General features: G+C 71.9%; 25 protein-coding genes and 2 tRNA genes. 9 read left to right on the top strand and 18 right to left on the bottom strand.

From position 1 onward, the window contains the following. Positions 1 to 24: 24 nt before the first annotated feature. Both QSK36_RS00375 and QSK36_RS00370 read right to left on the bottom strand, forming a co-directional pair. Positions 25 to 699, bottom strand: a complete 675-nt coding sequence (locus QSK36_RS00375; RefSeq protein ID WP_285780920.1) for a peptidyl-tRNA hydrolase — start codon at positions 697 to 699, stop codon at positions 25 to 27. Further along, positions 696 to 1,955 carry an MFS transporter gene (locus tag QSK36_RS00370; protein ID WP_285780919.1) on the bottom strand — a complete coding sequence of 420 codons (1,260 nt, stop codon included), beginning with the start codon at positions 1,953 to 1,955 and terminating at the stop codon, positions 696 to 698. The genes QSK36_RS00375 and QSK36_RS00370 overlap by 4 nt, the downstream gene beginning before the upstream one ends. Positions 1,956 to 2,026: 71 nt before the next feature. Between QSK36_RS00370 and QSK36_RS00365 the strand changes: the two genes are divergently transcribed. Further along, positions 2,027 to 2,989 carry a GlxA family transcriptional regulator gene (locus QSK36_RS00365; protein ID WP_183544131.1) on the top strand — a complete coding sequence of 321 codons (963 nt, stop codon included), beginning with the start codon at positions 2,027 to 2,029 and terminating at the stop codon, positions 2,987 to 2,989. Between the two features lie 23 nt (positions 2,990 to 3,012). On the opposite strand, the gene QSK36_RS00360 is transcribed toward QSK36_RS00365, so the two are convergent. Together QSK36_RS00360 and QSK36_RS00355 are read right to left on the bottom strand one after the other, a co-directional pair. Continuing rightward, on the bottom strand, positions 3,013 to 3,222 hold the full coding sequence (locus tag QSK36_RS00360) for a DUF6203 family protein (RefSeq protein WP_285780918.1): 210 nt from the start codon (positions 3,220 to 3,222) through the stop codon (positions 3,013 to 3,015). Positions 3,223 to 3,267: 45 nt separating this feature from the next. Next, positions 3,268 to 3,972, bottom strand: coding sequence for an SDR family oxidoreductase (locus QSK36_RS00355; RefSeq protein ID WP_285780917.1), 705 nt, complete (start codon positions 3,970 to 3,972; stop codon positions 3,268 to 3,270). A 117-nt stretch (positions 3,973 to 4,089) separates the two neighbouring features. On the opposite strand from QSK36_RS00355, the gene QSK36_RS00350 reads away from it, so the two are divergent. Further along, positions 4,090 to 4,542, top strand: coding sequence for a winged helix-turn-helix transcriptional regulator (locus tag QSK36_RS00350; RefSeq protein WP_183544134.1), 453 nt, complete (start codon positions 4,090 to 4,092; stop codon positions 4,540 to 4,542). Positions 4,543 to 4,617: 75 nt separating this feature from the next. Here QSK36_RS00350 and QSK36_RS00345 read toward each other — a convergent pair whose 3' ends face one another. The 3 genes from QSK36_RS00345 to QSK36_RS00335 all read right to left on the bottom strand — a co-directional run bounded on the left by QSK36_RS00345 (position 4,618) and on the right by QSK36_RS00335 (position 5,768). After that, entirely contained in the window at positions 4,618 to 5,109 is a 492-nt protein-coding gene (locus QSK36_RS00345; RefSeq protein WP_183544599.1) for a nucleotidyltransferase domain-containing protein, read from the bottom strand. 56 nt (positions 5,110 to 5,165) lie between these two features. Then, positions 5,166 to 5,241: transfer RNA gene (locus QSK36_RS00340), tRNA-Ala, on the bottom strand. A 71-nt stretch (positions 5,242 to 5,312) separates the two neighbouring features. Continuing rightward, complete coding sequence (locus QSK36_RS00335; RefSeq protein ID WP_285780916.1) at positions 5,313 to 5,768, bottom strand: rhodanese-like domain-containing protein; 456 nt, start codon at positions 5,766 to 5,768, stop codon at positions 5,313 to 5,315. A 72-nt stretch (positions 5,769 to 5,840) separates the two neighbouring features. Here QSK36_RS00335 and ftrA point away from each other — a divergent pair, with 72 nt between their 5' ends. Continuing rightward, positions 5,841 to 6,809: a transcriptional regulator FtrA gene (ftrA, locus tag QSK36_RS00330; protein ID WP_285780915.1), complete on the top strand. Its 969-nt coding sequence runs from the start codon at positions 5,841 to 5,843 to the stop codon at positions 6,807 to 6,809. Here ftrA and QSK36_RS00325 read toward each other — a convergent pair. Beyond that, complete coding sequence (locus tag QSK36_RS00325; RefSeq protein ID WP_183544137.1) at positions 6,806 to 8,245, bottom strand: ATP-binding SpoIIE family protein phosphatase; 1,440 nt, start codon at positions 8,243 to 8,245, stop codon at positions 6,806 to 6,808. The two genes, ftrA and QSK36_RS00325, sit on opposite strands and share 4 nt — an antisense overlap. A gap of 39 nt (positions 8,246 to 8,284) precedes the next feature. Further along, positions 8,285 to 8,950 (bottom strand): class I SAM-dependent DNA methyltransferase, encoded by a 666-nt coding sequence (locus tag QSK36_RS00320; RefSeq protein WP_183544138.1) that lies wholly within the window; start codon positions 8,948 to 8,950, stop codon positions 8,285 to 8,287. A 179-nt stretch (positions 8,951 to 9,129) separates the two neighbouring features. Between QSK36_RS00320 and QSK36_RS00315 the strand changes: the two genes are divergently transcribed. Beyond that, positions 9,130 to 10,017, top strand: a complete 888-nt coding sequence (locus QSK36_RS00315; RefSeq protein WP_183544139.1) for a dihydrodipicolinate synthase family protein — start codon at positions 9,130 to 9,132, stop codon at positions 10,015 to 10,017. 8 nt (positions 10,018 to 10,025) lie between these two features. Here QSK36_RS00315 and QSK36_RS00310 read toward each other — a convergent pair whose 3' ends face one another. Then, on the bottom strand, positions 10,026 to 10,679 hold the full coding sequence (locus QSK36_RS00310; protein WP_285780914.1) for a GntR family transcriptional regulator: 654 nt from the start codon (positions 10,677 to 10,679) through the stop codon (positions 10,026 to 10,028). A gap of 23 nt (positions 10,680 to 10,702) precedes the next feature. Next, positions 10,703 to 12,400 carry an IlvD/Edd family dehydratase gene (locus QSK36_RS00305; RefSeq protein ID WP_183544142.1) on the bottom strand — a complete coding sequence of 566 codons (1,698 nt, stop codon included), beginning with the start codon at positions 12,398 to 12,400 and terminating at the stop codon, positions 10,703 to 10,705. Between the two features lie 89 nt (positions 12,401 to 12,489). Between QSK36_RS00305 and QSK36_RS00300 the strand changes: the two genes are divergently transcribed. Beyond that, the gene (locus QSK36_RS00300; RefSeq protein ID WP_183544601.1) at positions 12,490 to 13,644 is read left to right on the top strand and encodes a low temperature requirement protein A; all 1,155 of its coding nucleotides are present in this window, start codon (positions 12,490 to 12,492) and stop codon (positions 13,642 to 13,644) included. On the opposite strand, the gene QSK36_RS00295 is transcribed toward QSK36_RS00300, so the two are convergent. Then, positions 13,641 to 14,204, bottom strand: coding sequence for a helix-turn-helix domain-containing protein (locus tag QSK36_RS00295; RefSeq protein WP_285780913.1), 564 nt, complete (start codon positions 14,202 to 14,204; stop codon positions 13,641 to 13,643). The genes QSK36_RS00300 and QSK36_RS00295 overlap by 4 nt on opposite strands. Before the next feature lie 67 nt (positions 14,205 to 14,271). On the opposite strand from QSK36_RS00295, the gene QSK36_RS00290 reads away from it, so the two are divergent. Both QSK36_RS00290 and QSK36_RS00285 read left to right on the top strand, forming a co-directional pair. Continuing rightward, positions 14,272 to 14,982: an AzlC family ABC transporter permease gene (locus tag QSK36_RS00290; protein WP_285780912.1), complete on the top strand. Its 711-nt coding sequence runs from the start codon at positions 14,272 to 14,274 to the stop codon at positions 14,980 to 14,982. Continuing rightward, positions 14,982 to 15,290, top strand: coding sequence for an AzlD domain-containing protein (locus QSK36_RS00285; protein WP_183544148.1), 309 nt, complete (start codon positions 14,982 to 14,984; stop codon positions 15,288 to 15,290). The genes QSK36_RS00290 and QSK36_RS00285 overlap by 1 nt, the downstream gene beginning before the upstream one ends. Positions 15,291 to 15,358: 68 nt before the next feature. Here the strand turns inward: QSK36_RS00285 and QSK36_RS00280 are convergent. Beyond that, positions 15,359 to 15,431: transfer RNA gene (locus QSK36_RS00280), tRNA-Ala, on the bottom strand. A gap of 93 nt (positions 15,432 to 15,524) precedes the next feature. Here QSK36_RS00280 and QSK36_RS00275 point away from each other — a divergent pair. Then, complete coding sequence (locus tag QSK36_RS00275; protein WP_285780911.1) at positions 15,525 to 16,439, top strand: RNA polymerase sigma-70 factor; 915 nt, start codon at positions 15,525 to 15,527, stop codon at positions 16,437 to 16,439. Continuing rightward, positions 16,436 to 17,599, top strand: coding sequence for an NAD(P)-binding protein (locus tag QSK36_RS00270; protein ID WP_285780910.1), 1,164 nt, complete (start codon positions 16,436 to 16,438; stop codon positions 17,597 to 17,599). Before QSK36_RS00275 ends, QSK36_RS00270 begins: the two co-directional genes overlap by 4 nt. A gap of 90 nt (positions 17,600 to 17,689) precedes the next feature. Here the strand turns inward: QSK36_RS00270 and QSK36_RS00265 are convergent, their stop codons facing one another. The 5 genes from QSK36_RS00265 to mmsB all read right to left on the bottom strand — a co-directional run bounded on the left by QSK36_RS00265 (position 17,690) and on the right by mmsB (position 25,049). Then, positions 17,690 to 19,900, bottom strand: coding sequence for an immunoglobulin-like domain-containing protein (locus QSK36_RS00265; protein WP_285780909.1), 2,211 nt, complete (start codon positions 19,898 to 19,900; stop codon positions 17,690 to 17,692). Continuing rightward, positions 19,900 to 21,381, bottom strand: a complete 1,482-nt coding sequence (araA, locus tag QSK36_RS00260) for an L-arabinose isomerase (protein ID WP_183544156.1) — start codon at positions 21,379 to 21,381, stop codon at positions 19,900 to 19,902. Before araA ends, QSK36_RS00265 begins: the two co-directional genes overlap by 1 nt. Further along, complete coding sequence (locus QSK36_RS00255; protein ID WP_079316089.1) at positions 21,378 to 22,037, bottom strand: L-ribulose-5-phosphate 4-epimerase; 660 nt, start codon at positions 22,035 to 22,037, stop codon at positions 21,378 to 21,380. Before QSK36_RS00255 ends, araA begins: the two co-directional genes overlap by 4 nt. Continuing rightward, entirely contained in the window at positions 22,034 to 23,683 is a 1,650-nt protein-coding gene (gene araB, locus QSK36_RS00250; protein ID WP_285780908.1) for a ribulokinase, read from the bottom strand. Before araB ends, QSK36_RS00255 begins: the two co-directional genes overlap by 4 nt. Positions 23,684 to 23,789: 106 nt before the next feature. After that, positions 23,790 to 25,049, bottom strand: a complete 1,260-nt coding sequence (gene mmsB / locus QSK36_RS00245) for a multiple monosaccharide ABC transporter permease (RefSeq protein ID WP_183544159.1) — start codon at positions 25,047 to 25,049, stop codon at positions 23,790 to 23,792. Between the last annotated feature and the right edge of the window lie 3 nt (positions 25,050 to 25,052).

Here is a 25,052-nt window from a genome sequence, read left to right as displayed (position 1 = left end):
CCGATTTTTCGGGTGCCTTCCCCATCACACTTCGGGAACGCCGACCCGCAGCCACGGCGCGTCGGCCGCGACCGTCGCGGAGCCCGGCTCGATCTCCGTGAATCCGGCGTCCCTGACCACCGGCAGCCCGCTCGCCGCCAGCGCATCCCACTGGGCCGGGCCGGCCGTCCTGACCCGTACGGCGAACCCGCGCTCGCGCCAGGCCGCCCTGTCCGCCTCGCCCGCGCCCCACCAGGCGAACTGGGCGCCGTGGCCCGCCTGGGCCATCGCCTTGCCCGCCGCCATCTCCAGGTGGGGGTTGATCCAGAGCACCACGTCGTCGGGGCCCGCCTCCGGCGGGGCGGCGTCGTCGGAGAGATCCGTACCCGACACCTGGAGCCGGGCGAGGTCGCGCGGCCAGTCGTCGAGCGGCACGGGAGGATGCACCCGCACCTCGGCCGTGCGCACGGTGACGGTGATGCCGGGCAGGGCGAGCGCCCGCCGCCATTCGGCGCCGCGTGCCCGCCTGACCACCTTCCTGATCCGGCCGTCCTGCCACTCGGCGACCTCGGCGAGCCACTCGCCTTCGTCCTCGGCACGGTCCTGGGCACGGTCGAGCAGGCGCACCACGGCCGTCGCCGCCGCCTCCAGCGCGTCGGTGCGCTGCGGCGGCGCGGCCCGCTCGATGCGTACGACCAGGGGAAGAACGCGTTCGGTCACCCGACAAGGATCGCAGCTTCGCGGCGATCCCGGACACGCGTGACGATACGGGACGACATAAGCGCGGCGAACAGGCACAGCACGCCCGCGCCGTACCACGCCAGGTCGTAGTTCCCCAGGTGGTCGCGGGTGACCCCGGCCACGGTGGCGACGACGGCCGCGCCCACCTGGTGGGAGGCGAAGACCCAGCCGAACACCACCGCGCTGTCCGCGCCGAAGATCCTGCGGCACAGCGCCACGGTCGGCGGCACGGTGGCCACCCAGTCGAGGCCGTAGAAGACGATGAAGACCAGCATGCTCGGCTCGGTCGTGGCGGCGAACAACTGCGGCAGGACCAGCAGCGACAGCCCGCGCAGCCCGTAGTAGACGACGAGCAGGAGCCGCGGGTCCACCCGGTCGCTCAGCCAGCCGGAGAAGACGGTGCCGGCGATGTCGAAGACCCCGATCACGGCGAGCAGCGAGGCGGCGACGGTCTCGGGCATGCCGTGGTCGTGGGCGGCCGGGATGAAGTGGGTGCCGACCAGGCCGTTCGTGCTCGCCCCGCAGATGGCGAAGCCGACGGCGAGATACCAGAAGTGCCGGGTGCGGGCGGCGTCCCGCAGCACGCGGACGGCCCGCGCGGCGGCGCCCTCGGCCGGCGTGCGCACGACCGGCTCGGTCGCGCCCAGCGCGGTCAGGCCGATCTCCTCGGGGGTGTCCCTGAGCAGGAACCACACGAGGGGTACGACGGCGAGCGCGGCTCCCGCCACCGTGACCGAGGCCCACCGCCAGCCCTGCATCTCGGCCAGGTGCGCGAGCACCGGCAGGAAGATCAGCTGCCCGGTCGCGCCGCCGGCCGTCAGGACGCCGGTGACCAGGCCGCGGTGCCGTACGAACCAGCGGTCGGTCAGCGTGGCGGCGAAGACGAGCGCCATCGAGCCGGTGCCGAGCCCGACCAGGACGCCCCACAGCGCGACGAGCTGCCAGCTCGCGGTCATGAACACGGTCAGGCCGCTGCCGACCGCCACCAGCAGCAGCGCGCAGGCGACGACGCGGCGCATGCCGAAGCGGTCCATGAGCGCCGCCGCGAACGGCGCGCACAGCCCGTAGAGCATGAGGTTCACCGAGACCGCGAGCGAGATCGTGCCCCTCGTCCAGCCGAACTCGTCCTCCAGCGGCGTGATCAGCACGCCCGGCGTGGCGCGGAACCCGGCCGCCCCGATGATCGCGACGAAGGCGACGGCGGCGACGATCCACGCACGATGCAGCGACTTCATGGCGAGCATCCTCTGTTGTGTCCGCCTTCGGGGACAGTGGCCGGGAGGCCAACATGTGAAAGAATCGGGCCATGCACCGCGTCGCCGTACTGGCCCTGGACGACTTCTCCACACTCGATCTGGGCATCCCCGGGCAGGTGTTCTGGGCCGCCCGCGACCCCGGCCCGCTGTACGAGGTCGTCACCTGCACCCCGGGAGGCCGCCCGATGCGCGGCCCGGCCGGCTACAGCGTCGTCCCCGACCACGACCTGAGCGTGCTCGCGACGGCCGACACGGTGGTCGTGCCGGGCATCCACAGCGGGACGCCGCTGGAGAACGGCACGCTCGGCGAAGAGGTGCGCGCGGCGCTGTGGGGCGTCGCGGGGCGCGCCCGGCTCATCTCGATCTGCACCGGGGCCTTCGTGCTGGCCGCCGCGGGACTGCTCGACGGGCGTCCGGCGACCACTCACTGGCGCAACGCCGCTGACTTCCGTGCGCTGTTCCCCCGCGTACGGCTCGATCCCGACGTGCTGTTCATCGACGACGGCGACGTGCTGACCTCGGCCGGCGTGGCGGCGGGCATCGATCTGTGCCTGCACGTCATCCGGCGCGACCACGGCAGCGAGGTGGCCAACCGCACCGCCCGCCGCTGCGTCACCCCGCCGTTCCGCGAGGGCGGGCAGGCCCAGTACATCGAGAGGCCGCTGCCCGATCCCGCCGGGACCACCACCGCGCCCACCCGATCGTGGATGCTCGAACACCTGGAGGAGCCGGTCAACCTGGCCGCCCTGGCAGCGCACGCCCGCATGAGCGTGCGGACGTTCACCCGCAGGTTCCGCGAGGAGACCGGCCTCAGCCCGGCCAGATGGCTCGCCGGGCAGCGGATCGCGCACGCCCGGCACCTGCTGGAGACCACCGACCTGCCGGTCGACGCGATCGCCAGGAAGGCCGGGTTCGGCAGCGCGGTCTCGCTGCGTCAGCACCTCCACGCCGCCGTCGGGGTGTCCCCCCTGGTCTACCGGCAGACGTTCCGCACTCCCGCCGTCCTCGGCTGACGGGCGTCAACGGCTGATCGGCGTCAGCGGCGGTTGCCCGCGGCGGGGCCGCGCCAGGCGTACGGGGTGCCCGACCGGCCTCCGGGCCGGCGGAGCGCCGGGGAGTTCGCGGGCTGCTGCTGCTTGCGGGTCCGCCGCTTGCGCATGAACAGCCAGCCGAGGCCGAGCAGGACCATCCCGATCGGCGTGCGCGCCAGCCAGCGGGTGACGACGAGCTGCAGGATCCTCTTCATGACATCCGCCCCTACCCGGCACGGATGTGATCATGTGCCCGCCGTTCAGGATGCCAGCTGCGGATACAGGCCGGCCACGTCGCCGGACAGCATGGCCCGCACCTGGCGGCTCGTGTCGTCGGCGACCACCTCGAACCTCCCCTGCTCGATCCCCTGCAGGGCCTGGGCGGCGGCCTCCGCCGGGTCGATCTTCGGGCCGTCGACGTGGGCGGCCATGTCGGTGTCCATGTATCCGACGTGCAGCGCAGTGACGAGCGTGCCCTGCTCCTTCAGTTCGAGGCGGAGACTGTTGGTGAGCTGCAGCGCGGCCGCCTTGGCCGCGGAGTAGCCGGCCACCTGTGGAGCGGTGAACCACGACAGCACCGAAAGCACATTGAGGATCGCGCCGCCCCCGTTGCGACCCAGGACCGGGGCGAACTCACGAGCCATGGCGAGCGTGCCGAAGTAGTGCGTCTCCATCTCCAGGCGGATGTCGTCGAGCGCACCGGCGAGGAACGACGAGCCCGTGGAGATCCCGGCGTTGTTGATCAGGAGGTCCACGTCGCGGGCACGCTCGGCGGCGGCCCGGACGGACGCGGGGTCGGTGATGTCCAGGGCGAGCGGCACCACGCCCGGCAGGTCGACCGTCTCCGGCCTGCGCGCCGCCGCGTACACCTTGGCGGCGCCACGGTCCAGCAGCGCGGCTGCGAAACACCGTCCCAGCCCGCGGTTCGCGCCCGTGACCAGCGCGACCGATCCATCGATCCTCATTGTGGCCTCCATCCCTCGACGGCTTCGCGTCCACGGTAGAGACCTGACTTTAAAATTGCAAGTTAGCTTCCTCGGGCTAGCCTGGATGCCACCGGCGACGAGCGAGCGAGGCGTGCGATGACGACCACCGAACTCCCCGACTCGATGACGTGCTCCATCGAGCGGGCGGTGACCCTCCTCGGAGAGCGGTGGACGCCGCTGATACTGCGGGAGCTGCACACGGGAGTCGTCCGCTTCGCCGACATCCAGCAGCGCCTGGGGATCGCCACGAATCTGCTGACCAACCGGCTGGCAACGCTCGCCAGTGCGGGCGTCGTCGAGAAGCGGCCCTACCGCGACACGGGGGCCCGCACCCGGTACGAGTACCACCTGACCGATTCGGGCCGCGACGCGCTCGTGATCCTCGGAGCGCTGCAGCAGTGGGGGGACCGCCACGTGCCCCGGCTCGCGGGACCGACGGTCGAACGCCGCGATCGGCGGACCGGGGCGCGGCTGGACGTGTCCTTCACCGACCCCGAGGGGCACGCCGTCCCGCTGGACGCGGTCGCCTTCGTACGCACCGGCCACTGACGGCCGGGACGCCGGCGGCGTAGCGGTGGAGTTGCCGCGTGGTCACCCCGGACCTCTCGGGAAAGGACGTCGCGACTATCGCCGATGAGTAGGCGGGACCTCGAAGCCGAACGCCTCACTCAGCGCCTGGACGTCCTTGAGGTCCTTTTCCTTGGGCGCGTAGGCCGTCTTGAACGCGAACATCCACTCCGGGGCGACGCAGTCCACGGCATGGCCGTTGATCCTGCCCTGTCCGGTGAGCGAGCCGTAGGGGTACGCGATTCCGTATGCGTTCTTTCCGGACTCGTCGTATTCGAATACGTGCACGTCGACGCTGCGGCCCCGGCCGTCGGCCAGGACGTAGTGCCACGCGGTGTCCTCGCCGTCGTGCCTCTTCGCGTACCCCAGGCCCTTCATCTGTTCGACGAACTCTTCTTCGTCCCTGTGGTCGATCGCCAGATCGAGGTCCGGGTGATCTCTCGTCTGCCTCCCCAGGAGGGCGTCGACGCACCAGCCGCCGTCGATCCAGATCTTCACTCCGCGTTCGGCGAGATGTCGGTAGATGCCGAAGACCGTTTCCGCGTCCATCAGAACGCCGAGAGCCGCCCTCCGGATGGAGGACGGCTCTCGGGATGGTTCAGTCATGGTGGAGCTATGGGGATTCGAACCCCAGACCCCTTCCATGCCATGGAAGTGCGCTACCAGCTGCGCTATAGCCCCTTGCCACGCCGCGTCGGCGGTGCCTCGCCAGTGTATAGGACTTCCGCGGCGTGGGTGTAACCGATAAGACCTCAGCAGGCGCAGGCGGCTCCCGCGGGCGCGGTGAGCGGGTCGGCCGGCCGGGTGCGCACTCCGGAGGGCTCCACGACCGGGAAGCCCTCACGCACCCAGTATTCGAACCCGCCGATCATCTCCTTGACCCGGTAGCCCAGCCGGGCGAACTCCAGCGCCGCGCGGGTCGCGCCGTTGCAGCCCGGCCCCCAGCAGTACGTGACCACGGTCACGTCATGGGGGATCAGCGCGGCCGCCCGGGCGGCGATCTCCGCCGTGGGCAGGTGGACGGCCCCCTCGATGTGGCCCTGCCGCCAGCTCTCCGCGCTGCGGGAGTCGACCACCACGATTGCCGGCTCCCCCGAGAGCAGGTCGGCGCGTACGTCGGACACGTCGGTCTCGAAGGCCAGGCGGGCGGAGAAGTGGGCGACGGCGGCGGCCGGCTCTGCGGCGGGCGTGTGCGTGACGGCGGACATGCCGACCAGGGTGCCCGGCCACCTTGCCGCGCCAGAAGAGGCATGAACGCCCGATATCGCTAATATCCCGCCATGCTTGCTCTCCCCGACCGGAGCCGGACCGTGTCGGTGCTGGCCTTCGACGGCATGAGCCCCTTCGAACTGGGCTGCGTCGTCGAGGTATTCGGGCTGCCCCGCCCGGAGCTGGACGTCCCGTGGTACGAACTGGCCGTGTGCGCAGAAAGGCCCGGCCCGCTGCGGGCGGTCGGCGGATTCACGATCGAGGCGGCGCACGGGCTGGACGTCTTCGCCGGGGCGCGCACCGTGATCGTGCCCGGCGTCCCGGACGTGAGAGCGGAGATCTCCCCCGCGCTCACGGCCGCCCTGCGCCGGGCGCATGACGGCGGAGCCCGAATCGTGTCGATCTGCTCGGGCGCCTTCGCCCTCGCCGCCGCCGGGCTGCTCGACGGGCGGGCCGCGACGACCCACTGGAGGTACGCCGCGCTGCTGCAGCGGCGCTTTCCCGAGGTCCGGGTGGATCCCGGGGTGCTGTACATGGACGAGGGCGACGTGCTGACCAGCGCGGGCAGCGCGGCGGGCCTCGACCTGCTCGTCCATCTGGTGCGGCGCGACCACGGGCCGAGCGTGGCCAACGCGGTGGCCCGCAGGCTGGTGGTGCCGCCGCACCGCGAGGGCGGGCAGGCGCAGTTCGTCGAGGCGCCGGTCGCGGAGGTGGAGGACGACGACCCGGTGGGCCGGGCGATGGACTGGGTGCTCGCCGATCTCACCCGGCCGGTCACGGTGGCCGCGCTGGCCCGGGTCGCCGGGATGTCGGAGCGCGGCTTCATCCGGCACTTCGGGCGCCGCACCGGGACGAGTCCCCTGCGGTGGGTGATCGCGCAGCGGATCGCGGCCAGCCTGCCGCTCCTGGAGACGACGGCGGCTCCGATAGAGGAGATCGCAGCCGCCGTCGGGTTCGAGAGCCCGGTGACGTTCCGCCACCATTTCGGCCGCTCGATGCGTACGTCGCCTTCGGCGTACCGCAAGGCGTTCCGGCGTTAGGGGATCGCCAGTGAGAACCAGACGGTCTTGCCTCCGGCGACCCGGCTGGTCCCCCAGTGCTCGGCGAGCTGGCTGACCAGGTAGAGCCCCCTGCCGTCCTCGTCGAGCAGGCCGGGCTCGCGCACCACCGGCAGCCGGTGGTCGTCGTCGCTGACCTCGCACAGCAGGTGGTCGGTGCGCAGCAGCCTGATGGTGATGGGCCGCTGGGTGTGGCGCACGGCGTTGGTGACGAGCTCTCCTGCGAGCAGCTCGGCCACCGGGGATATCGCCGTGAGGCCCCACGAGCCGAGCGTGCGGCGGACCAGGCCGCGTACGCGTGACGGCGTCGTCGGCTGGGGCTCCAGCAACCACTGGGCGACGTGCTCACTGGGGATGCCGCGGAACCGGATGGCCAGCACGGTGACGTCGTCGGTCCTCCCGGCGGACAGCACGTCGTCGCTCAGCGCCTCGATCGAGATGCCGTTCGCGAGCCTGCGGCGCAGCGACTCCACGCTCAGCCCGATGTCCTGCCCGCGCTCCTCCACGAGCCCGTCGGTGTAGAGCACGAGCATGCTGCCGTCCTCCGCCGCGATCTCCATCGTCTCGAACGGCGTGCGGCCCAGCCCGATCGGCGGGCACCGGGGCGGCGACAGCACCTCCGCCTTGCCGTCCGGTCCCAGCAGGATCGGCGGCAGGTGCCCGGCGCTCGCGATCGTGCACCTGCGCAGCACCGGGTCGTACACGCAGTAGACGCAGGTGGTGAGCGTCTGCGCGGCCAGCCGCTGGGCCATCTCGTCGAGCGAGTGGAGCACCTGCTCGGCCGGCAGGTCGAGCGAGGCCAGGGTCTGCACGGCCGTGCGGAGCTGGCCCATCACGGCCGCGGCGGCCAGCCCGTGTCCCATCACGTCGCCGACGACCAGGGCCACCCTGCTGCCCGGCAGCGGGATGACGTCGTACCAGTCGCCGCCCACCCGCTCCGCGGCGGGCTTGTAGCGGTAGGCGATCTCCAGCCCGGGCAGGGCGGGTGGGTCGCCCGGCCGCATCCCGCGCTGGAGGGTCTCCAAGGTCTCGTCCTGCTGGCGGTCCCGCCGCCCGTGGTAGATCGTGAGCGCGACGGGCACGGCGAGCTGTCCCGCGGCGAGCACGTGGGCCTCCCCGAAGGGCGGCCGCCGGGCGTCGCGCGCCAGCAGCGCGCAGCCGACGTGCGTGCCGTACGCCCTGAGGGGCACGGCGAGCAGGTGCCCGTCGAGCAGGGCCGCCTCACGGATCCCGTCGCCGGCCCAGCGCGGCGGCAGCCGTCCGTCGGGATCGACCCGGTGCCAGACGGCGCCGTCCACGTAGACCGCGGCGGCGTCGGCCAGCTTCGGCACCACCGCCTCGCAGAGGACCCTCGTCGCCTCGTCCGGGCCCGGGCTCTCGCCCATGGCCCGGACGACCCCGCTGACGTGACTCAGCACAGAGAACGGTTCCCCGTCTCCCGACACGGGTGTGGCCGCTCAGAATTGGTCACGCCGGCAGTTGACGAAGAGCTGGATTTCCGGCGGCGCCTGCGTGGTCGCCGGAGCGTACGAAAGGTGATTCTCCGACAGCACGCTGAACCCGGCGGCTTCGATGACCTCGCGCAACTCGTCGCGCAGATATCCGGTCACCCGCACCGGAGCGCCGAGAAACTGGAAAGGCACGTCGTCGAGGTCGATTTCCACCATGCTCAGCGAGAACAGGGCGCCGGGGGCGAGCACGGCGTGGATCGTGCGGAGCGCCTGCTCGATATCGGCCCGCGGCAGCATGAGCAGGCTGAAGAAGGCCGTCGCGGCGTCGAACACGCCGAGCGAGTCGTCGAGGTCGAGCACGTCGCGTTCGAGGAACGTCCCGGTCGGCACGTTCTTACGCGCCAGGTCCAGCATGACCGGGGAGATGTCGATGCCGGTCACCTCGCAGCCGGCCTCGGCGAACTGCTGTGCCGTGGGCGAGCCCGTGCCGCAGCCGACGTCGAGGACGCGCGACCCCGGCTTGAGCTGCTTGATCATCCATTCACCGGCGGCCACCTGGCCTTCCTTGTGCGGAAACGCCTCGTCGTACCGGCCGCCGATGCGGTTGAACGCCTCGGCCTGGATGGCCCGGTACTCCTGACGCGGATTGTCCGGTCCTGATTCGATTGTCATGGTCGCCGCCGTTAATGATCAGCCGTCTTTTGCCTTCTTCTAGATAGGGGACCACACCCGAACAAGTCAAGACATTGCGCGGTTAAATGGGCATTTCGGCCATCAATTGTGTCAAAGATCGTTGTCAACTTCGCGAGGTTGGCATACTGATATACCAGATACCAAGCTGGGAGGTTCACATGATCGACGAGGTCCGCGAGGCGCTGCGCGGCGTGGTCGCCGTCACGGTCACCCCATTCGACGACGGCGGCCGGATCGACGAGCCGGCGCTCGCGGCCGTCGTCGAGCGACTGACGAGAAGCGGAGTGCGCGCCCTCACCCCCAACGGCAACACCGGGGAGTTCTACTCGCTGGACGACGACGAGCTGTCCCGGGTCGTCGCCGTCACCCGGAGGGCCGCGCCGGACGCCGTCGTGATCGCGGGCGTGGGCCACGAGGCGCGCCGGGCCGTACGGCTGGCCAGGGACGCCGCCCGGCAGGGCTGCCAGGCCGTCATGGTCCACCAGCCGGTGCACCCCTACCAGTCGGAGGCCGGCTGGACGGCCTACCACCGGGAGATCGCCCAGGCGGTGCCCGACCTCGGCGTGGTCTGCTACGTGCGCTCCCCCGCCGTGACCCAACGCGCCCTGCGGGACCTGCTGCGCGAGTGCCCCAACGTGGTGGGGATCAAGTACGCGGTGCCCGACCCGGTGGCCATGGCCGCCCTCGCCGCCGCCGTCGAGGGGCCGGTCTGGCTGTGCGGGCTCGCCGAGACCTGGGCGCCGTTCTTCTGGCCGGGCGGCGCGGAGGGCTTCACCTCCGGGCTGGCGGCCATCGCCCCCGAGCTGTCGCTCGAGCTGCACGCCCTGCTCCGGGCGGGCGACCGGACGGGCGCCGCGAAGGTGTGGCGGCTGCTCAAGCCCATCGAGGATCTGCGCGCCGCGAACGGCAGCGAGCACAACGTCTCGGTGGTCAAGGAGGCGCTCGCGCAACTCGGCGTGTGCGGCAGGGCCGTACGCCCGCCGATGACCGAACTGACCGGCCCCGACCGGCAGAGGGTTTCGGACATTCTGCGTACGCTCGCCTGAGCCCGTTTCTAGGCGAGGCGGGCGACCGAGCGCTCGATGTGGCGGCGGGTCAGCCGCTCGGCGAGCGCGGCGTCGCCCGCCTCGACGGCGGCGAGGACCGTCTCGTGCTCCTCGTGCTCCTCGGGCCACGTGGGCCGGTCCCGCCAGAGCACGGTGACGCTGCCGAGCGCGGCGAGGTCCTGCAGAGTGTCGAGCTGGGCGACCACCAGTTCGTTGCCGCACCGGGCGTAGAGCTCACGATGGAAACGCCGGTTGGCCAGGCTGAGGGCCGCCGTGTCGGTGCCCGCGAGCAGCGCCCGCGCCTCGGCGAGGGCCGCCCGCGCGCCGTCCGCCGCGGGTCCGGAGGCCGCCGTCCGGCCGATCGCCCACGGTTCGAGCAGCAGCCTGACCTCGTACGCCTTCCGGAGGTCGGCGCGCTCCACCACGCGCACCGTCACCCCCCGGTTGGGGCCGATCACGACCAGCCCGGTGGCGGCCAGTCCGATGAGAGCCTCCCTGACGGGCGTCTTGGAGACGCCGAGCCGCTCGGCCAGGCGGCGCTCCACCAGCGTCTCCCCCTGCGCGAGGCGCCCGGACAGGATCGCGGTGCGGATCGCGTCGGCGACCAGGTCGGTGCGGGTGGTCGATCTGGCCACCGGACTCAGCACGTGCTCAGCGGTCATGCGTACCGGTATACCAATCCCGATCAGTCGACGTCCGGCTCGGGCGCCCCGCCGGATCCCCGCATGAAGTCGAGGTCGCATCCCTCGTCGGCCTGGAGGATGTGCGCCTCGTGCAGCGCGCCGTACCCTCGGGTGTAGCGCGGGGGCGGCGGCGTCCAGGAGCGCCGCCTGCGGTCGAGTTCCTCGTCCGGAACCTCCAGTGTGAGGCGCCGCGCCTCGACGTCCAGCGTGATCGGGTCGCCGTCCCGCACGAGTGCCAGCGGCCCGCCGACGTGCGACTCCGGGGCGACGTGCAGCACGCAGGCGCCGTAGCTGGTGCCGCTCATCCGCGCGTCGGAGATCCGCACCATGTCGCGCACGCCCTGCTTCAGCAGCCGCTCGGGGATCGGCAGCATGCCGTGCTCGGGCATGCCGGGGCCGCCCTTCGGTCCGGCGCCGCGCAGCACCAGCACGCTGTCGGCCGTGACGTCCACCTCGTCGATGCGGCGCAGCAGGTCCTGGTGTCCCTCGAACACCACGGCAGGCCCGGTGTGCCGCAGCAGCCGCGGCTCCGCGGCCACATGCTTGATCACGGCACCGCCCGGCGCGAGGTTGCCGCGCAGCACGGCCAGCCCGCCCTCCGGCGACACGGGGTCGTCCCTGCGCCTGATGACCGTGTCGTCGTACGGCTCCCGCGTCATGACGCCGGAGCCGCCGACCGTGGGCCGGTCGAGGTGGAGCAGGTTCGCGATCCTGTGCAGCAGCGCGGGGACGCCGCCCGCCCGGTGGAAGTCCTCCATCAGGAACGCTCCGCCCGGCCGCACGTCCGCGAGGACGGGCACCCGGCGGGAGGCGGCGTCGAAGTCGTCGAGCGTGAGGTGCACCCCGCTGCGGCGGGCCATCGCGATCAGATGGATCACCGCGTTGGTCGAGCCGCCCAGGGCCAGCACGGCGGTCACCGCGTCGTGGTAGGCCCTCTCGTCCAGCACCTGCGACGGCCGGGGACCGTGCCAGGCCAGGTCCACCGCGAGGCGACCGCTCGCGGCGGCCATCCGGGTGTGCGCCGACAGCACGGCCGGGATCGAGGCGGCGCCCGGCAGCGTGAGCCCGAGCACCTCGGCCACCGAGGTCATCGTGGACGCCGTGCCCATCGTCATACAGTGGCCGGGCGAGCGGGCGATGCCCTCCTCGATCTCCGCCCACTGCTCGTCGCCGAGCCGCCCCGCCCGTCGTTCGGCCCAGTATCTCCACATGTCGCTGCCGCTGCCGAGTCGCTGCCCGCGCCAGTCACCGGGCAGCATCGGCCCGCACGGCACGAAGACGACCGGCAGGTCCACGCTGATCGCGCCCATGACGAGCGCCGGGGTGGTCTTGTCGCACCCGCCCATGAGCACGGCGGCGTCGACGGGATAGGAGCGGAGCACCTCCTCGGTCTCCATCGCGAGCAGATTCCGGTAGAGCATGGCCGTCGGCTTCTGGAAGGTCTCCCCCACCGCCATGACCGGCAGCTCCACGGGGTAGCCCCCGGCCTGCCAGACGCCGCGCCGGACGTCCTCGGCCCGCTCACGCAGATGCGCGTGACAGGGGTTGAGCTGGCTCCAGGTGTTGAGGATGCCGACGACGGGCTTGCCGAGGTGCTCCTCCGCCGCGATGCCGAGCTGCCGGGTGCGCGCCCGGTGGCTGAACGACCTGAGGCTGTCGGTGCCGTACCAGCGATGGCTGCGCAGCTCTTCCGCTCTCATCCGCTCGAACGTACGCCAGCGGATCCTGGTATATCAAGATATCTTCTTCCCTTTCGGCGGAAAGATCCCTAGCGTGGGCCGCCGTGACGATGCACACGGGCACGCTCCGCCCGCGCGGCGGGGAGCAGCGGGTCACGTTCACCGAGCTGTTCTTCGACCTCGTGTACGTGTTCGCGGTCACTCAGCTCTCCCATCTGCTGCTCGGCCACCTGTCGTGGCGCGGCACGGCGCAGACCCTGTTGCTGTTGCTCGCCGTCTGGTGGGCGTGGATCTACACCGCCTGGCACACGAACTGGTTCGACCCCGACCGCCCCTCGGTGCGGATCGTGCTGGTCGCCGTCATGCTGGCGAGCCTGGTCATGTCGGCGGCCCTCCCCCGGGCCTTCGGCGAGCACGGCCTGATGTTCGCCGCGGCGTACGTGGCCGTCCAGGTCGTCCGTACGGCGTGCTCGGTGGCCGCCGCGCCGCGGGGCCCGCTGCGGCGCAACCTGGCGCGCGTGCTCGCCTGGGCGGTGCTGTCGGGGGCGTTCTGGATCGCGGGCGGCCTGTCGCAGGGCCTGTCCAGGGAACTGCTCTGGGCGGCGGCGGTGGGGGCCGACCTGCTGGCGCCCTGGGTCGGATTCGTCACGCCCGGCCTCGGCAGGTCGGCGACCACGGACTGGTCGATCGACGGCGCCCACCTGGCCGAGCGCTGCCAGCTCTTCCTGATCATCGCGTTCGGCGAGTCGATCCTGGTCACCGGGGCGACCTTCGCCGCGCACCCGTCGCCCGCGGCCGGCGCGGCCCTTCTCACCGCGTTCGGCGCGAGCGTCGGCCTGTGGTGGACCTACTTCGGCAGCAGCGCCGAGGCGGGCAGCCGGGTGATCGCCGCGGCGGAGGACCCGGGGCGGCTCGCCCGCTCGGCCTACACCTTCCTCCACCTGCCGATGGTCGCCGGCGTCGTCGTGTCGGCCGTGGCCGACGAACTCGTGATCCACCACCCGGGCGGCCACACCGCGCCCGGGACGGCGATCGCCGTGCTGGGCGGCCCCGCGCTCTTCCTCACCGGGCACGCGCTGTTCAAGCGGGCGGTCTGGGGACGCGTCCCGAGGGCGCATCTCGCGGGGGTGCTCGTCCTCGCCGCCCTCGGGGCCCTCACGCCGCTGGTGCCGCCCCTCGCGCTCGCGGCCTGCGCCACCGCGACCGTGGCGGGCGTCGCCGCCCGTACGGCCGTCGCCCGCCGCGGGAAGCCGCAGGAGGGCTAGATGTGCTCCATGACGATGACCGCGGTCGTGTCGGGCTCGAGGGCCTCGAAGACGTGGGGGGCGTCGCCGGGGTAGGCGATGTAGTCGCCCGGCCCGAGCTCGACCGGCTCCTCCGCGGGCCCGGCCAGCGCGCGTCCGGTGCCGATCAGGAGGTGCTCGACGGTGCCGGCCATGTGCGGGTCGGAGGTGCGCGGCCGGCCCGGCTGGGCCGAGATCCGGTACAGGTCGCGCCGCGCGTTCGGCGGGCACGAGGCCAGCAGGGTGGCCGAGTAGCTGGCCTGCTCGGAGTACGTCGCGGGCCCCTCCCCGGCCCGGATCACCCGTACGGCCGGCCGGGGTGGGTCCACCAGGCGGCTGAACGGCACGCCGAGCGCGACCCCGAGCGCCCACAGCGTCTCCACGCTCGGGTTGCCGACGCCCGACTCCAGCTGGGAGAGCGTGGACTTGGCGATGCCCGCGCGCCTGGCCAGCTCGGTCAGCGACAGACCGGTACGCTCGCGCTCCCTGCGGATCGACGCCGCGATGAGCGTGATCAGGTCGAAGGACGGCCTCTCAGCCACGTGTTCGCTCCACACTTCCGTTTGTTCGACTTGACGAACCCCATCATCGTTGTTCACTCTACTGGACATGCATTCGGTCTGGCGAACACTCGATCGCGGCACACTCCGCGACATCGCCCTGGTATGCCTCGCCGACGCCATGGTGGGCGCCGCGTTCGGCGCGATCTCCGTGTCCGGCGGCCTGCCTCCGTGGGTGCCGGTCGTCATGTCCCTGGTGGTGTTCGCCGGAGGAGCGCAGTTCGCCGCGGTCGGCGTGGTGCTGTCCGGCGGCGCCCCGATCGCCGCCGTCGCGGCCGGTCTGGTGCTGAACGCGCGCCTGCTGCCGTTCGGCTTCGCGATCGGCGACGTCCTCGGCGGCCGGTGGTGGACACGCCTCACCGGCGCGCACCTCATGACGGACGAGGCGGTGGCCTTCGTGCTGCGCGACGGCGATCCCCGCCGGCGTCACGCCGCGTTCTGGGCCTGCGGGCTCGGTCTGTTCGTCAGCTGGAACGCGGCCGTCGTGCTCGGCGCGCTGGCCGGGCGCGGCATCGGCGACACCGCCGCCCTGGGGCTGGACGCGGCCTTCCCCGCGGTGCTGCTCGCCCTCGTGCTGCCCTCGCTCACCGAACGGAACGTGCGGACCGCCGCCCTGCGCCGGGCCTGCGTCGTGGGTGCGGTGGTCGCGGTGGCGGCCACGCCGTTCCTGCCCGCAGGCCTGCCGGTGCTGCTCGCCCTGACCGGCCTGGTGCTCGCCACGCGCGCGCCGGCCCCACTGCCCGACCGGGAGGTCCGCTGATGCCCCTGCTCGCCGTCGTCGCCCTGGCCGCCGGCACCTACGCGTTCCGCCTGGCCGGGCCTGTGCTGCGACACCGGCTCCGGCTGCCCGGCCGCCTGCGCCACCTGCTGTCCGTCGCCGCGACCGTGCTGCTGATCGGCCTGGTCGCCACCTCGGCCCTCACCGAGGGGCACGGCTTCGCCGGATGGGCCAGGCCCGCCGGGGTGCTGGTCGCCGGGATCCTCACGCTGCGGAAAGCGCCGTTCCCCCTGATCGTCGTCCTCGCCGCCGCCACCACGGCGGTCCTCCGCCTCCTCGGCGTGCCCTGAGGGGACCTGAGAACGGGCCGCCTTCTGACATGAAGAAGGGCGGTCGATCGACCGCCCTTGAGGTGTTGTGGAGCTATGGGGACTCGAACCCCAGACCCCTTCCATGCCATGGAAGTGCGCTACCAGCTGCGCTATAGCCCCTTGCGACGCAGTCAGTGTATAGGAGTCCGCGCGGGGACGGTAACCGGACGAGCCGATGTCACACAACGGCGGGCATGATACGTCTGGCATGACATGACCATCGAAGTCTTCACCGCGCACCGGAGCCTGCTCGTCGGTGTGGCCTACCGCATCCTCGGCAGCGCAGCGGACGCGGAGGACGTGGTCCAGGAGGCGTGGCTGCGCTGGGCGGAGGTGGACGCCGCGTCGGTGGCCGACCCGAAGGCCTACCTCGTGCGCGTCACCACCAACCTCGCCATCGACCGGCTGCGCCGGGTGCGGGCCAGGCGGGAGGCGTACGTCGGGCCCTGGCTGCCCGAGCCGGTCGTCACCGCGCCGGACTCCGGGGAGCCCGCGGAACGCGCCGACAGCGTCGAGCTGGCCCTCCTCGTCGTGCTGGAGACGCTGTCCCCGCTGGAACGGGCCGTGTTCGTCCTGCGGGAGGCGTTCGGTTTCTCCCACGCCGAGATCGCCGAAGTCCTCGGCCGGGGCGAGCCTGCCGTACGACAACTCGCCAGGCGCGCCCGCGACCACGTGCGCGAGCGCAGGCCGCGCTTCGACGTGGACCGGCGTGAGCGGCGCACGATCACCGAGCGCTTCGTCGCGGCCTGCGCGGAAGGGGACATCGAGGGCCTGACGGCGCTGCTCACCGCGGACGTCCGCATGGTCGGCGACGGCGGCGGCAAGGTCCGGGCGCCGCTGCGGGAGCTGGCCGGCGCCGTGCCGGTCGCCCGCTTCCTCGTCGCGATCGCGAGCCCGGAGGGCCGCCGGCGCTTCCTGGCCTCCTTGGGCGCTCCCCCCGGCTCGGAGCTGGACATGGAGATCGCCGAAGTCAACGGCGGGCCCGCGATCGTCGCCCGACTGGAGGGCCGTCCCGTCACGGTCATCTCGCTGATGATCGGCGGCGGTCTGATCCATACCGTCTACCTCATTGCCAACCCGGACAAGATGTCACGAATGGCGACCCCGAACGCGTCCGGGAGTGCATGAGAGAAACCATCACGATCGTGGGCGGCGGGCTTGCCGGGCTGACCGCCGCCATCGCCTGCGCCGAGGGCGGTGCGGCCGTCGTCCTGCACGAGGCGCACCACACCCTCGGCGGGCGCGCCCGCTCCACCGCTACGCCGTACGTCGCCAACGACGGCACCCACGTCTTCTACTCCGACGGCCTGCCCTGGCGGTGGCTGGACGAGCGGGGACTGGTCCGGCCGTACGCTCTGCCGCGGCCGGGGCACCTGGCCCGGGCGCGGTTCCGCCGGGACGGGAGGCTGACCGGGCGGCCCCCGGCCGGGCTGCTGCGGATGATCGCCCGGCGCGGCCTGCGGGCGCCGGTGGACGAGGACTTCGGCTCCTGGGCCACCCGCCGCTTCGGCGCCGAGGCCGCACAGGCCGCCGCCGGACTGCTGGGAGTCGTCACCTACGACGCCGACCCCGGCCGGCTGTCGGCGGCCTTCGCCTGGGAGCGGCTCCTGCGCGTCACCGCTCCGCGCTACCCGTCCGTCCGCTATGTGGCCGGCGGCTGGGGGCGGGTGATCGACCGGATGGCCGCGCGGGCGCGCGACCTCGGCGTACGCATCGAGACCGGGTCGAGGGCAGACCGGCTGCCGGAGGGACCGGTGATCGTCGCCACCTCCCTCGACGCCGCCCGCGGCCTGCTGGGCGACGACTCGCTGCGCGGCGAGAGCGGCCGGGCGGTCCTGCTCGATCTCGCGGTACGCGCCGACCCGCGGGACCTGTTCCTCGTCAGCGACCTGGACGAGGGCGGCTTCCTGGAGCATTACTCGCTGCCCGACCCGTCCCTGGCCCCGCCCGGGGAAAGCCTCGTCCAGTTGGAGATGCCGATGCGTCCCGGCGAGCCGAAGGCCGCCGCGCTCGGGCGGCTGGAGCGGATCGCCGACCTCGCCCTCCCAGGCTGGCGCGGGCGGACGACCTGGCGCCGCGACGCCGTGGCCGCCGGGCGCAGCGGCGCGCTCGACCTGCCCGGCACGTCGTGGCGCGACCGGCCGGCGGTCCAGCGCGGCGACGGCGTCTGGCTGACCGGCGACCAGGTGGCGGCGCCCGGCCTGCTCGGCGAGGTGTCGATCAACAGCGCGCTCGCGGCGGCCCGGTCCGCCCTCGCCTCCCGGTCGCTGACCCGGCGGGCGGCCTGACGCACGGCGTCCGACACACGAACGGGCCCTTCCCCTGGAGGGGAAGGGCCCGCGATCGGTCAGCGAGACCGGATCAGCCGAGAGCCCGGATCAGCCGAGAGCGGAGAGCAGCCGGTCGTACTCGGCCTGCGTGACGCCCAGCACCGTGCCGTGACGCGGACGGCTCGGGAGCTGGTAGTCGGCCGGGACGGTCCAGTCGCCCTTCTCGAGGTCGGTCGACTCGAAGGGCACGTAGCCGCGGCCGCCGTACTCGTCGATGAACAGGTACCACTTGTCCTCGGTGTTGGACTTGAAGATCGTCGGCCCCTCACCGCGCGACAGCGCGCCGGAGCCGATGCACTCCTTCACGAAGCCCCAGTTCGTGTCGGTCAGCGAGGTGGACTTCTCCTCGATGATGTACTTGCTGCACGGGCTGGAGGAGGTGTTGTTCCTCTCGTCCTTCGTGAAGCGGTAGTAGGTCCCGTTGTGCTCGATCACCGTCGAGTCGATGACCGAGTAGCCCGGGTCCTTCCAGATCTTCGGCTCGGAGAAGGTGTAGAAGTCGCGGGTCGTCGCGTACACCATCTTGTTGTACGTGTCCCCCGTGTGCTGCGGGTTGTCGTACAGCTTGGACGCCCAGAACACCACGTACGCGCCGAGGGTCTTGTCGTAGTACGCCTCCGGCGCCCAGGTGTTGCCGGCCTCAGGCGGGGAGACCTGGACGAGCCGCTGGTTCGTCCAGTGCACCAGGTCGGTCGACTCGGCCACCATGATCGAGCGGCTGCCGCCGCGCTGCGCGCGGTCCCAGTCGCCGTTGCCGTAGATCTTGAGGTCCGTGGCGATCATGTAGAACCTGTCGCCCTCGGGCGAGCGGATGACGAACGGGTCGCGCAGGCCCTTCTCGCCGACCTCGGAGGTGACGACCGGCCGGCCGCCGTTGAGCTCCTGCCAGTGCAGCGGGTCGTTGCCCTTGCTCAGCGCGTTGTAGATCTGCTCGCCGTTCGAGTAGCCCTCGCCGGTGAAGTAGGCGAACAGGTAGCCCTTGTACGGCTCCTTGGCGGGCAGCGCCGGCACCTCGGGCTTGAAGATGCGCACGGCCTGGTGGCCGCCGCGCGAGATCGTGGCCTTGAGGTTCACCTTCACGGCTTCGGCGCCCGGCGTGGGACGGTTGACCTCGCCGGTCTCGCCGAGCGTGTCCGGCTTGCTGGACCGCCAGGTGATGGTGGTGCCGTTCTCGCCCTTCGTCGGCAGCGTCAGGTTGCCGCGGACGTCGTCGATGTTGTGCACGACGAGCTTGCCTGCGTCGGTCTCGACGGCCCGCTTGTCGGTGTAGATCGCCTCGACGGTGACGTCGAACGTCTTCGTCTCGGTCGCCGTGCCCTTGGTGAGCGTGGCGGTGAGGGTGACATGGGCGTCCGCCGCGCCCGCCGGCGGCCGGGTGACCGCGCCGGTCGTGCTGACGACCGAAGGGTCGCTGGACGCCCAGGTGATCGTGGACCCGGACGCGCCCTTGGCCGGCAGCGTCAGGTCGGACCGGACCGCGCCGGTGTCGCCGAGGTCGAGCGCCGTGGCGTCCTGCTTGACGATCTCGGCGTTGACCGGCCCCGCGAGCTGGGCGATCTCGGACGCGCCGAGGGCCCGGCCGTAGACGCGGAAGTCCTTGACCCTGCCCTTGAGGTACTTGTCGCCCGAGTAGAGCGAACGGCCGATGTAGTCGGCCGTGGTCGTGCCGCCGCCGATCGAGCCCGGGGTGAGCGTGACGGCGGTGTTGCGGGCGACCTCGTCGCCGTTCTGGTACAGCACCCCGACGCCGCCGCCGAGCGTGTACGCGATGTGCTGCCAGCCGCCGCGCGGCAGGTTGACGCCGGCGTTGGCGTTCTGCTCGGTCGACCAGTTGCCCGAGGCGATCGACGTGCGGAAGGTGTTGCCGGTGGTGAACAGATAGCCGTTGCCGCTCGACCCGCTCGAGTTGCCGAAGCCGTAGACGAAGTACGGCGTGGCCTGCATGGGGTCGATCCAGACGTCGAGCGCGACCGTGATCGAGGTCATGCCGCGCATGAGGTTGTCGGGCACCTTCACGTACCCGTTCGTGCCGCCGAGCTGGAGGCCGTCGCCCCAGCTCGCGTCACCGTCGAGCGTGCCGTTCCTGCCGTTGCCGGAGGAGTCGGCGGCCACGGTGCCGGAGGTCTCGTCGAGCTTGTACCAGAGAGCGAGGCCCTCGTCCGCCGCCGAGGCGGCGGACGGGACGAGTGCCCCCGCTCCGAGTGTGAGGGCGGCCAGGCCGCCCACCACCCCCCGGAGCAGATGAACACGTTTTCCCATCAAAATCCTTGCGCGAGCCGATAGTAGGCCTGGTTCCACCGCAGTTCCTTGACGAACTGGCGGGAGGTGGTCGCCTCGTCGATGACGAGCAACTCGACGCCGAGCATGTCGGCGAAGTCGGTCAGCTCCTCGGACCCGATGGCCGAGGAGAGCACCGTGTGGTGCGGGGCGCCGGCCGTGATCCACGACTCGGCGGAGGTGCGCATGTCGGGCCGGGGCCGCCACACCGCGCGGGCGACCGGCAGGGCGGGCAGCGGCTCGGGCGGGGCGACCACGTCGATCTCGTTGGCCACCAGCCGGAACCGCTCGCCCATGTCGGACAGGCCCACCACCACGGCGGGGCCGGGGGCGGCGTCGAACACGAGCCGCACCGGGTCCTCCCGGCCGCCGATGCTGAGCGGGTGGATCTCGCACGCGGGGGTGTCCGCCGCGATCGTCGGGCAGACCTCCAGCATGTGCGCGCCGAGGATGAGCTCCTCGCCCGGGGTGAGGTGGTAGGTGTAGTCCTCCATGAACGAGGTGCCGCCGGGCAGGCCCGCCGACATGACCTTGAGCGTGCGCAGCAGCACCGAGGTCTTCCAGTCGCCCTCGCCGCCGAAGCCGTAGCCCTCGGCCATGAGCCGCTGCACGGCCAGGCCGGGAAGCTGGCGCAGCCCGCCCAGGTCCTCGAAGTTCGTGGTGAACGCCTTGAAGCCGCCGCCCTCCAGGAAGTGCCGCAGGCCCAGCTCGATGCGGGCCGAGTAACGCAGCGACTCGTGCCGCTCCCCGCCCGCGCGCAGCTCGGGGGCCATCCGGTAGAGGTCCTCGTATTCCTTGACGAGGGCGGACACGTCGGCGTCCGCGGCGGCGTCCACGGCCTCGACCAGCTCGTTGACGCCGTAGGTGTTCACCGACACCCCGAACCGCAGCTGCGCCTCGACCTTGTCGCCCTCGGTCACGGCGACGTCGCGCATGTTGTCGCCGAAGCGGGCCAGGCGCAGCGAGCCGACCTCGGCCCGGCCGGCCGCGGCGCGGGCCCAGGTGGCGATCCGCGCCGCCACCGCCGGGTCGCTCACGTGGCCCGCGACGGTCTTGCGCGGCACGCCGAGGCGCGTCTGGATGTAGCCGAACTCACGGTCGCCGTGGGCGGCCTGGTTGAGGTTCATGAAGTCCATGTCGATGGAGCTCCACGGCAGTTCCACGTTGGCCTGCGTGTGCAGGTGCAGCAGCGGCTTGCGCAACGCGTCCAGGCCGGCGATCCACATCTTGGCCGGGGAGAACGTGTGCATCCACGCGATCAGGCCGATGCAGTCGTCGTCACCGTTGGCCTCAAGGCACACGCGGCGGATGGCCGCCGCGTCGGTGAGCACGGGCCGCCACTCGAGCTCGAACGGCAGCGCCTCGCCCAGCTGCTCGGCGATGCGCTGGGACTGCTCGGCCACCTGCCGCAGCGTGTCCTCGCCGTACAGGCCCTGGCTACCGGTCAGGAACCATAGCTTCACAGGTGACTCCTCTGTCCATAGACGTTCTGATACCGGTCGTACAAGCGGTCGATGTCGCCCTGCGCGATCGGCAGGGGCTCGCCGAGCTGCCGGGAGACGTGCACGGTGCGGGCGACGTCCTCGCACATCACGGCGGCCTTGACGGCCGCCTTCGGCGACTCGCCGATGGTGAAAACGCCGTGGTTCTGCATCAGCACGGCGCGGGAGCGGTGACCGGTCAGGGTCGCGACGATCCCCTTGCCGATGTCGTCGTTGCCGATGAGCGCGAACGGCCCGAGGGGGATCTCCCCGCCGAACTCGTCGGCCATCGCGGTGAGCACGCACGGGATCGCCTCACCGCGGGCCGCCCACGCCGAGGCGTACGTGGAGTGGGTGTGCACCACGCCGTTGACCTCCGGCATGTGTCGGTAGACGTAGGCGTGCGCCGCCGTGTCGCTGGACGGAGAGAGGTCGCCCTCGACCAGGTTGCCGTCGAGGTCGCAGACCACGATCGACTCCGGGGTCAGGTCGTCGTACGACACGCCGCTGGGCTTGATGACGAACAGGTCCTCGCCCGGCACCCTGCCCGACACATTGCCGGCCGTCCAGGCGACGAGGTTGTATCGCACCAGTTCGGCGTGGAGCCGGCAGACTTCCCTGCGAAGTTCATCGATCATGCACTGGCCTCGTTCCTGATAGCGCGGAGCCGGTGGAGCATCCCGCCGTCCGCGAAGTGGTCGTGCAACCCGCGGTACTCGGCGTACAGCCGGTCGTAGGCGTCGGCCCGCTCGGCGTCGGGCGCGTACGCGGCGGCCTGGCGCTTGCCCATGGCCGCCGCGGCGGCGGTGATGTCGGAATAGGCGCCCGCGGCGACGGCCGCGTGGATCGCCGAGCCGAGGGCCGGCCCCTGGTCGGAGCCGATCACCGACAGCGGGCGGCGCAGCACGTCGGCGTACGTCTGCATGAGGAAGCCGTTCTTGAGCAGGCCGCCGGCGACGACGAACTCCTCCACCGGGACCCCGGCCGCCTCGAACGTCTCCACGATCGTCCTGGCGCCGAACGCGGTGGCCTCGATGAGCGCCCGGTAGACGTCCTCAGGCCGGGTGGCGAGCGTCTGGCCGACGACGACGCCGGAGAGGGTGTGGTCGACCAGGACCGAGCGGTTGCCGCCGTGCCAGTCGAGGGCGACCAGCCCGTGCTGCCCGACCTTCTGCTCGGCGGCGAGGGAGGTGAGGTACTCGTGCAGCCCGAGCCCCGCCTCGGCGGCCCGTTCCGCGTACGACGCGGGCACGCAGTTGTCCACGAACCAGCCGAAGATGTCGCCGACGGCGGACTGGCCCGCCTCGTAGCCCCACAGTCCGGGGACGATGCCGTCGCGCACCACGCCGCACATGCCGGGAACCTCGGCGAGCTGGTCGGAGCACATGACGTGGCAGGTGGAGGTGCCCATGATGGCGACCATCTGGCCCGGCCGCACGGCGTCGGCCGCCGCGGCGGTGACGTGGGCGTCGACGTTGCCGACCGCCACCGCGATCCCCTCGGGCAGGCCCGTCCACTCGGCGGCCCGCGCGGTCAGGTGGCCGGCGAGGCCGCCGAGCGGAGCGAGCTCCTGGCCGAGCTTCCGGGTGAAGCCGGAGAAGGCGGGATCGAGCGCGGCCAGGAAGTCCTCGGAGGGATAGGCGCCGTCCTGGTGGACGGCCTTGTACCCGGCGGTGCAGACGTTGCGGGTCTCCACCCCGGTGAGCTGCCAGATGATCCAGTCGGCGGCCTCGATCCAGCGGTCGGCCCGGTCGTACATCTCCGGGTCCTCCTCCAGCAGCTGCAAGCCCTTGGCGAAGGCCCACTCGGAGGAGATCTTGCCGCCGTACCGCGGCAGCCACGCCTCGCCGCGCTCGGCGGCCAGCGCGTTGATGCGGTCGGCGTGCGGCTGGGCCGCGTGGTGCTTCCAGAGCTTCGGCCAGGCGTGCGGCCGCTCGGGGAACTCCTCGCACAGCGGGTGGCCGTCGGCGGTGGCGGGCAGGATCGTGCAGGCGGTGAAGTCCGTGCCGATGCCGATCACCTGCTCGGCCGGGACCTGCGCGGCGGCCAGCGCCTTGGGCACCGCGTGCCGCAGCACGTCGATCCAGTCCGCGGGCGACTGCAGGGCCCAGTCCGGTCCGAGGCGGACGCCGGAGCCCGGTAACGCGTCCTCGATCACCCTGTGGGCGTACTCGTGCACGGCGCTGCCCAGCTCCGCGCCATCGCTCACCCGGACCACCACGGCGCGGCCGGACAACGTGCCGTAATCCACACCGACCACATAACGATCACTGTTAACGTTCACACTCAACCTCCAGAGGCTCTTGCGCCGCCCATGCCCGGAGCGGGGGGCCGCCGGCCGGCGATGCGGCCGGCGGCCCGAAACCGGTTTCTGTCGATGTCCGCGGGCGTCAGCGCGCGGTGCCGGCCCTGCGCTTGGTCCACACGTCGAACGCCACCGCGGCGAGCAGCACGGCACCCTTGACGAGCATGACCCGCTCACTGGGCGAGCCGATCAGCGACATGCCGTTGTTGATCACCGCCATGATCAGACCACCGGTGATCGCGCCGACCACCTTGCCCACGCCGCCCTGCACGGCCGCGCCGCCGATGAAGGCCGCGGCGATCGCGTCCAGCTCGAAGCTGTTGCCCGCGGTGGGGCCCGCCTGGTTGAGCCGGCCGGCGAAGATGACACCGGCGATCGCCGACAGCACCCCCATGTTGACGAAGATCCAGAAGACCACCGACTTGACCTTCACGCCGGACATCACGGCCGCCTGCAGGTTGCCGCCGATGGCGTAGATCTGCCGCCCGAAGACCGTGCGGTTCGCCATCAGCGAGTACGCCAGCACGAGCACCGCCAGCAGCACGAGCACCCACGGCAGGTTCTTGAAGCGGGCGAGCTGCACGACGAGGAAGAGGATCAGCGCGGCTCCTGCCGCCATCTTCAACGCGAACAGCACCAGGGAGTCGACCGCCTGGCCGTAGCCCTTGCGGGCGCTCCGGGTGCGCCACTGCGCGAGGATCATGCCGGCGATCGCGACGATGCCGACCAGCAGGCTGAACAGGTCGGCGCCGCCGAGCGGGCCGAGGCCGATGTTGCCCAGCCAGCCGTCGGTGAAGCCGTTGGCCAGCGTGCGGACCTGGTCGGGGAACGGGCCGATGCCCTGGTTGCCCAGGACGGTGAGGGTCAGCGCCCGGAACAGCAGCATGCCGGCCAGCGTGACGATGAAAGCGGGGATGCCGAAGTACGCGATCCAGTACCCCTGCCAGGCCCCGATCACGGCTCCGGCCACGATCGTGATCAGCAGGGCCGCCGGCCAGGGCACGCCCATGTTCACCATGAGCACCGCGGCCAGCGCGCCGGTGACCGCGACCACCGAGCCGACCGACAGGTCGATGTGCCCCGCGATGATGACCAGGATCATCCCGATCGCGAGGATCAGGATGTAGGAATTCTGGACGATGATGTTGGAGATGTTCTGCGGCTGCAGCAGTGCGCCGTCGGTCAGCACCGAGAACAACACGATGATCAGTGCGAAGGCGATGTAGATGCCGCTGGAGCGCAGGTTGAGCGACAGCCCGCCGAGCGACACCCGACCCGGCCGCCCCGGCGCTCCCCCGCCGCCCTTGGCGCCGACCTCCACGTCGGCGGGCGTGATGCTGCTCATGCG

Source organism: Microbispora sp. NBRC 16548, assembly GCF_030268985.1.
GTDB lineage: Bacteria > Actinomycetota > Actinomycetes > Streptosporangiales > Streptosporangiaceae > Microbispora > Microbispora catharanthi.
This window is presented reverse-complemented; position numbering and strand designations above follow the sequence as displayed.

What these genes read in the sequence shown, in the direction of transcription:
- QSK36_RS00370 (WP_285780919.1), bottom strand. Translation starts at nt 1,955, where the DNA reads ATGAAGTCGCTGCATCGTGCGTGGATCGTCGCCGCCGTCGCCTTCGTC.
- QSK36_RS00365 (WP_183544131.1), top strand. Translation starts at nt 2,027, where the DNA reads ATGCACCGCGTCGCCGTACTGGCCCTGGACGACTTCTCCACACTCGAT.
- QSK36_RS00360 (WP_285780918.1), bottom strand. Translation starts at nt 3,222, where the DNA reads ATGAAGAGGATCCTGCAGCTCGTCGTCACCCGCTGGCTGGCGCGCACG.
- QSK36_RS00355 (WP_285780917.1), bottom strand. Translation starts at nt 3,972, where the DNA reads ATGAGGATCGATGGATCGGTCGCGCTGGTCACGGGCGCGAACCGCGGG.
- QSK36_RS00350 (WP_183544134.1), top strand. Translation starts at nt 4,090, where the DNA reads ATGACGACCACCGAACTCCCCGACTCGATGACGTGCTCCATCGAGCGG.
- QSK36_RS00345 (WP_183544599.1), bottom strand. Translation starts at nt 5,109, where the DNA reads ATGGACGCGGAAACGGTCTTCGGCATCTACCGACATCTCGCCGAACGC.
- QSK36_RS00335 (WP_285780916.1), bottom strand. Translation starts at nt 5,768, where the DNA reads ATGTCCGCCGTCACGCACACGCCCGCCGCAGAGCCGGCCGCCGCCGTC.
- ftrA (WP_285780915.1), top strand. Translation starts at nt 5,841, where the DNA reads ATGCTTGCTCTCCCCGACCGGAGCCGGACCGTGTCGGTGCTGGCCTTC.
- QSK36_RS00320 (WP_183544138.1), bottom strand. Translation starts at nt 8,950, where the DNA reads ATGACAATCGAATCAGGACCGGACAATCCGCGTCAGGAGTACCGGGCC.
- QSK36_RS00315 (WP_183544139.1), top strand. Translation starts at nt 9,130, where the DNA reads ATGATCGACGAGGTCCGCGAGGCGCTGCGCGGCGTGGTCGCCGTCACG.
- QSK36_RS00310 (WP_285780914.1), bottom strand. Translation starts at nt 10,679, where the DNA reads ATGACCGCTGAGCACGTGCTGAGTCCGGTGGCCAGATCGACCACCCGC.
- QSK36_RS00305 (WP_183544142.1), bottom strand. Translation starts at nt 12,400, where the DNA reads ATGAGAGCGGAAGAGCTGCGCAGCCATCGCTGGTACGGCACCGACAGC.
- QSK36_RS00300 (WP_183544601.1), top strand. Translation starts at nt 12,490, where the DNA reads ATGCACACGGGCACGCTCCGCCCGCGCGGCGGGGAGCAGCGGGTCACG.
- QSK36_RS00290 (WP_285780912.1), top strand. Translation starts at nt 14,272, where the DNA reads ATGCATTCGGTCTGGCGAACACTCGATCGCGGCACACTCCGCGACATC.
- QSK36_RS00285 (WP_183544148.1), top strand. Translation starts at nt 14,982, where the DNA reads ATGCCCCTGCTCGCCGTCGTCGCCCTGGCCGCCGGCACCTACGCGTTC.
- QSK36_RS00275 (WP_285780911.1), top strand. Translation starts at nt 15,525, where the DNA reads ATGACCATCGAAGTCTTCACCGCGCACCGGAGCCTGCTCGTCGGTGTG.
- QSK36_RS00270 (WP_285780910.1), top strand. Translation starts at nt 16,436, where the DNA reads ATGAGAGAAACCATCACGATCGTGGGCGGCGGGCTTGCCGGGCTGACC.
- QSK36_RS00265 (WP_285780909.1), bottom strand. Translation starts at nt 19,900, where the DNA reads ATGGGAAAACGTGTTCATCTGCTCCGGGGGGTGGTGGGCGGCCTGGCC.
- QSK36_RS00255 (WP_079316089.1), bottom strand. Translation starts at nt 22,037, where the DNA reads ATGATCGATGAACTTCGCAGGGAAGTCTGCCGGCTCCACGCCGAACTG.
- mmsB (WP_183544159.1), bottom strand. Translation starts at nt 25,049, where the DNA reads ATGAGCAGCATCACGCCCGCCGACGTGGAGGTCGGCGCCAAGGGCGGC.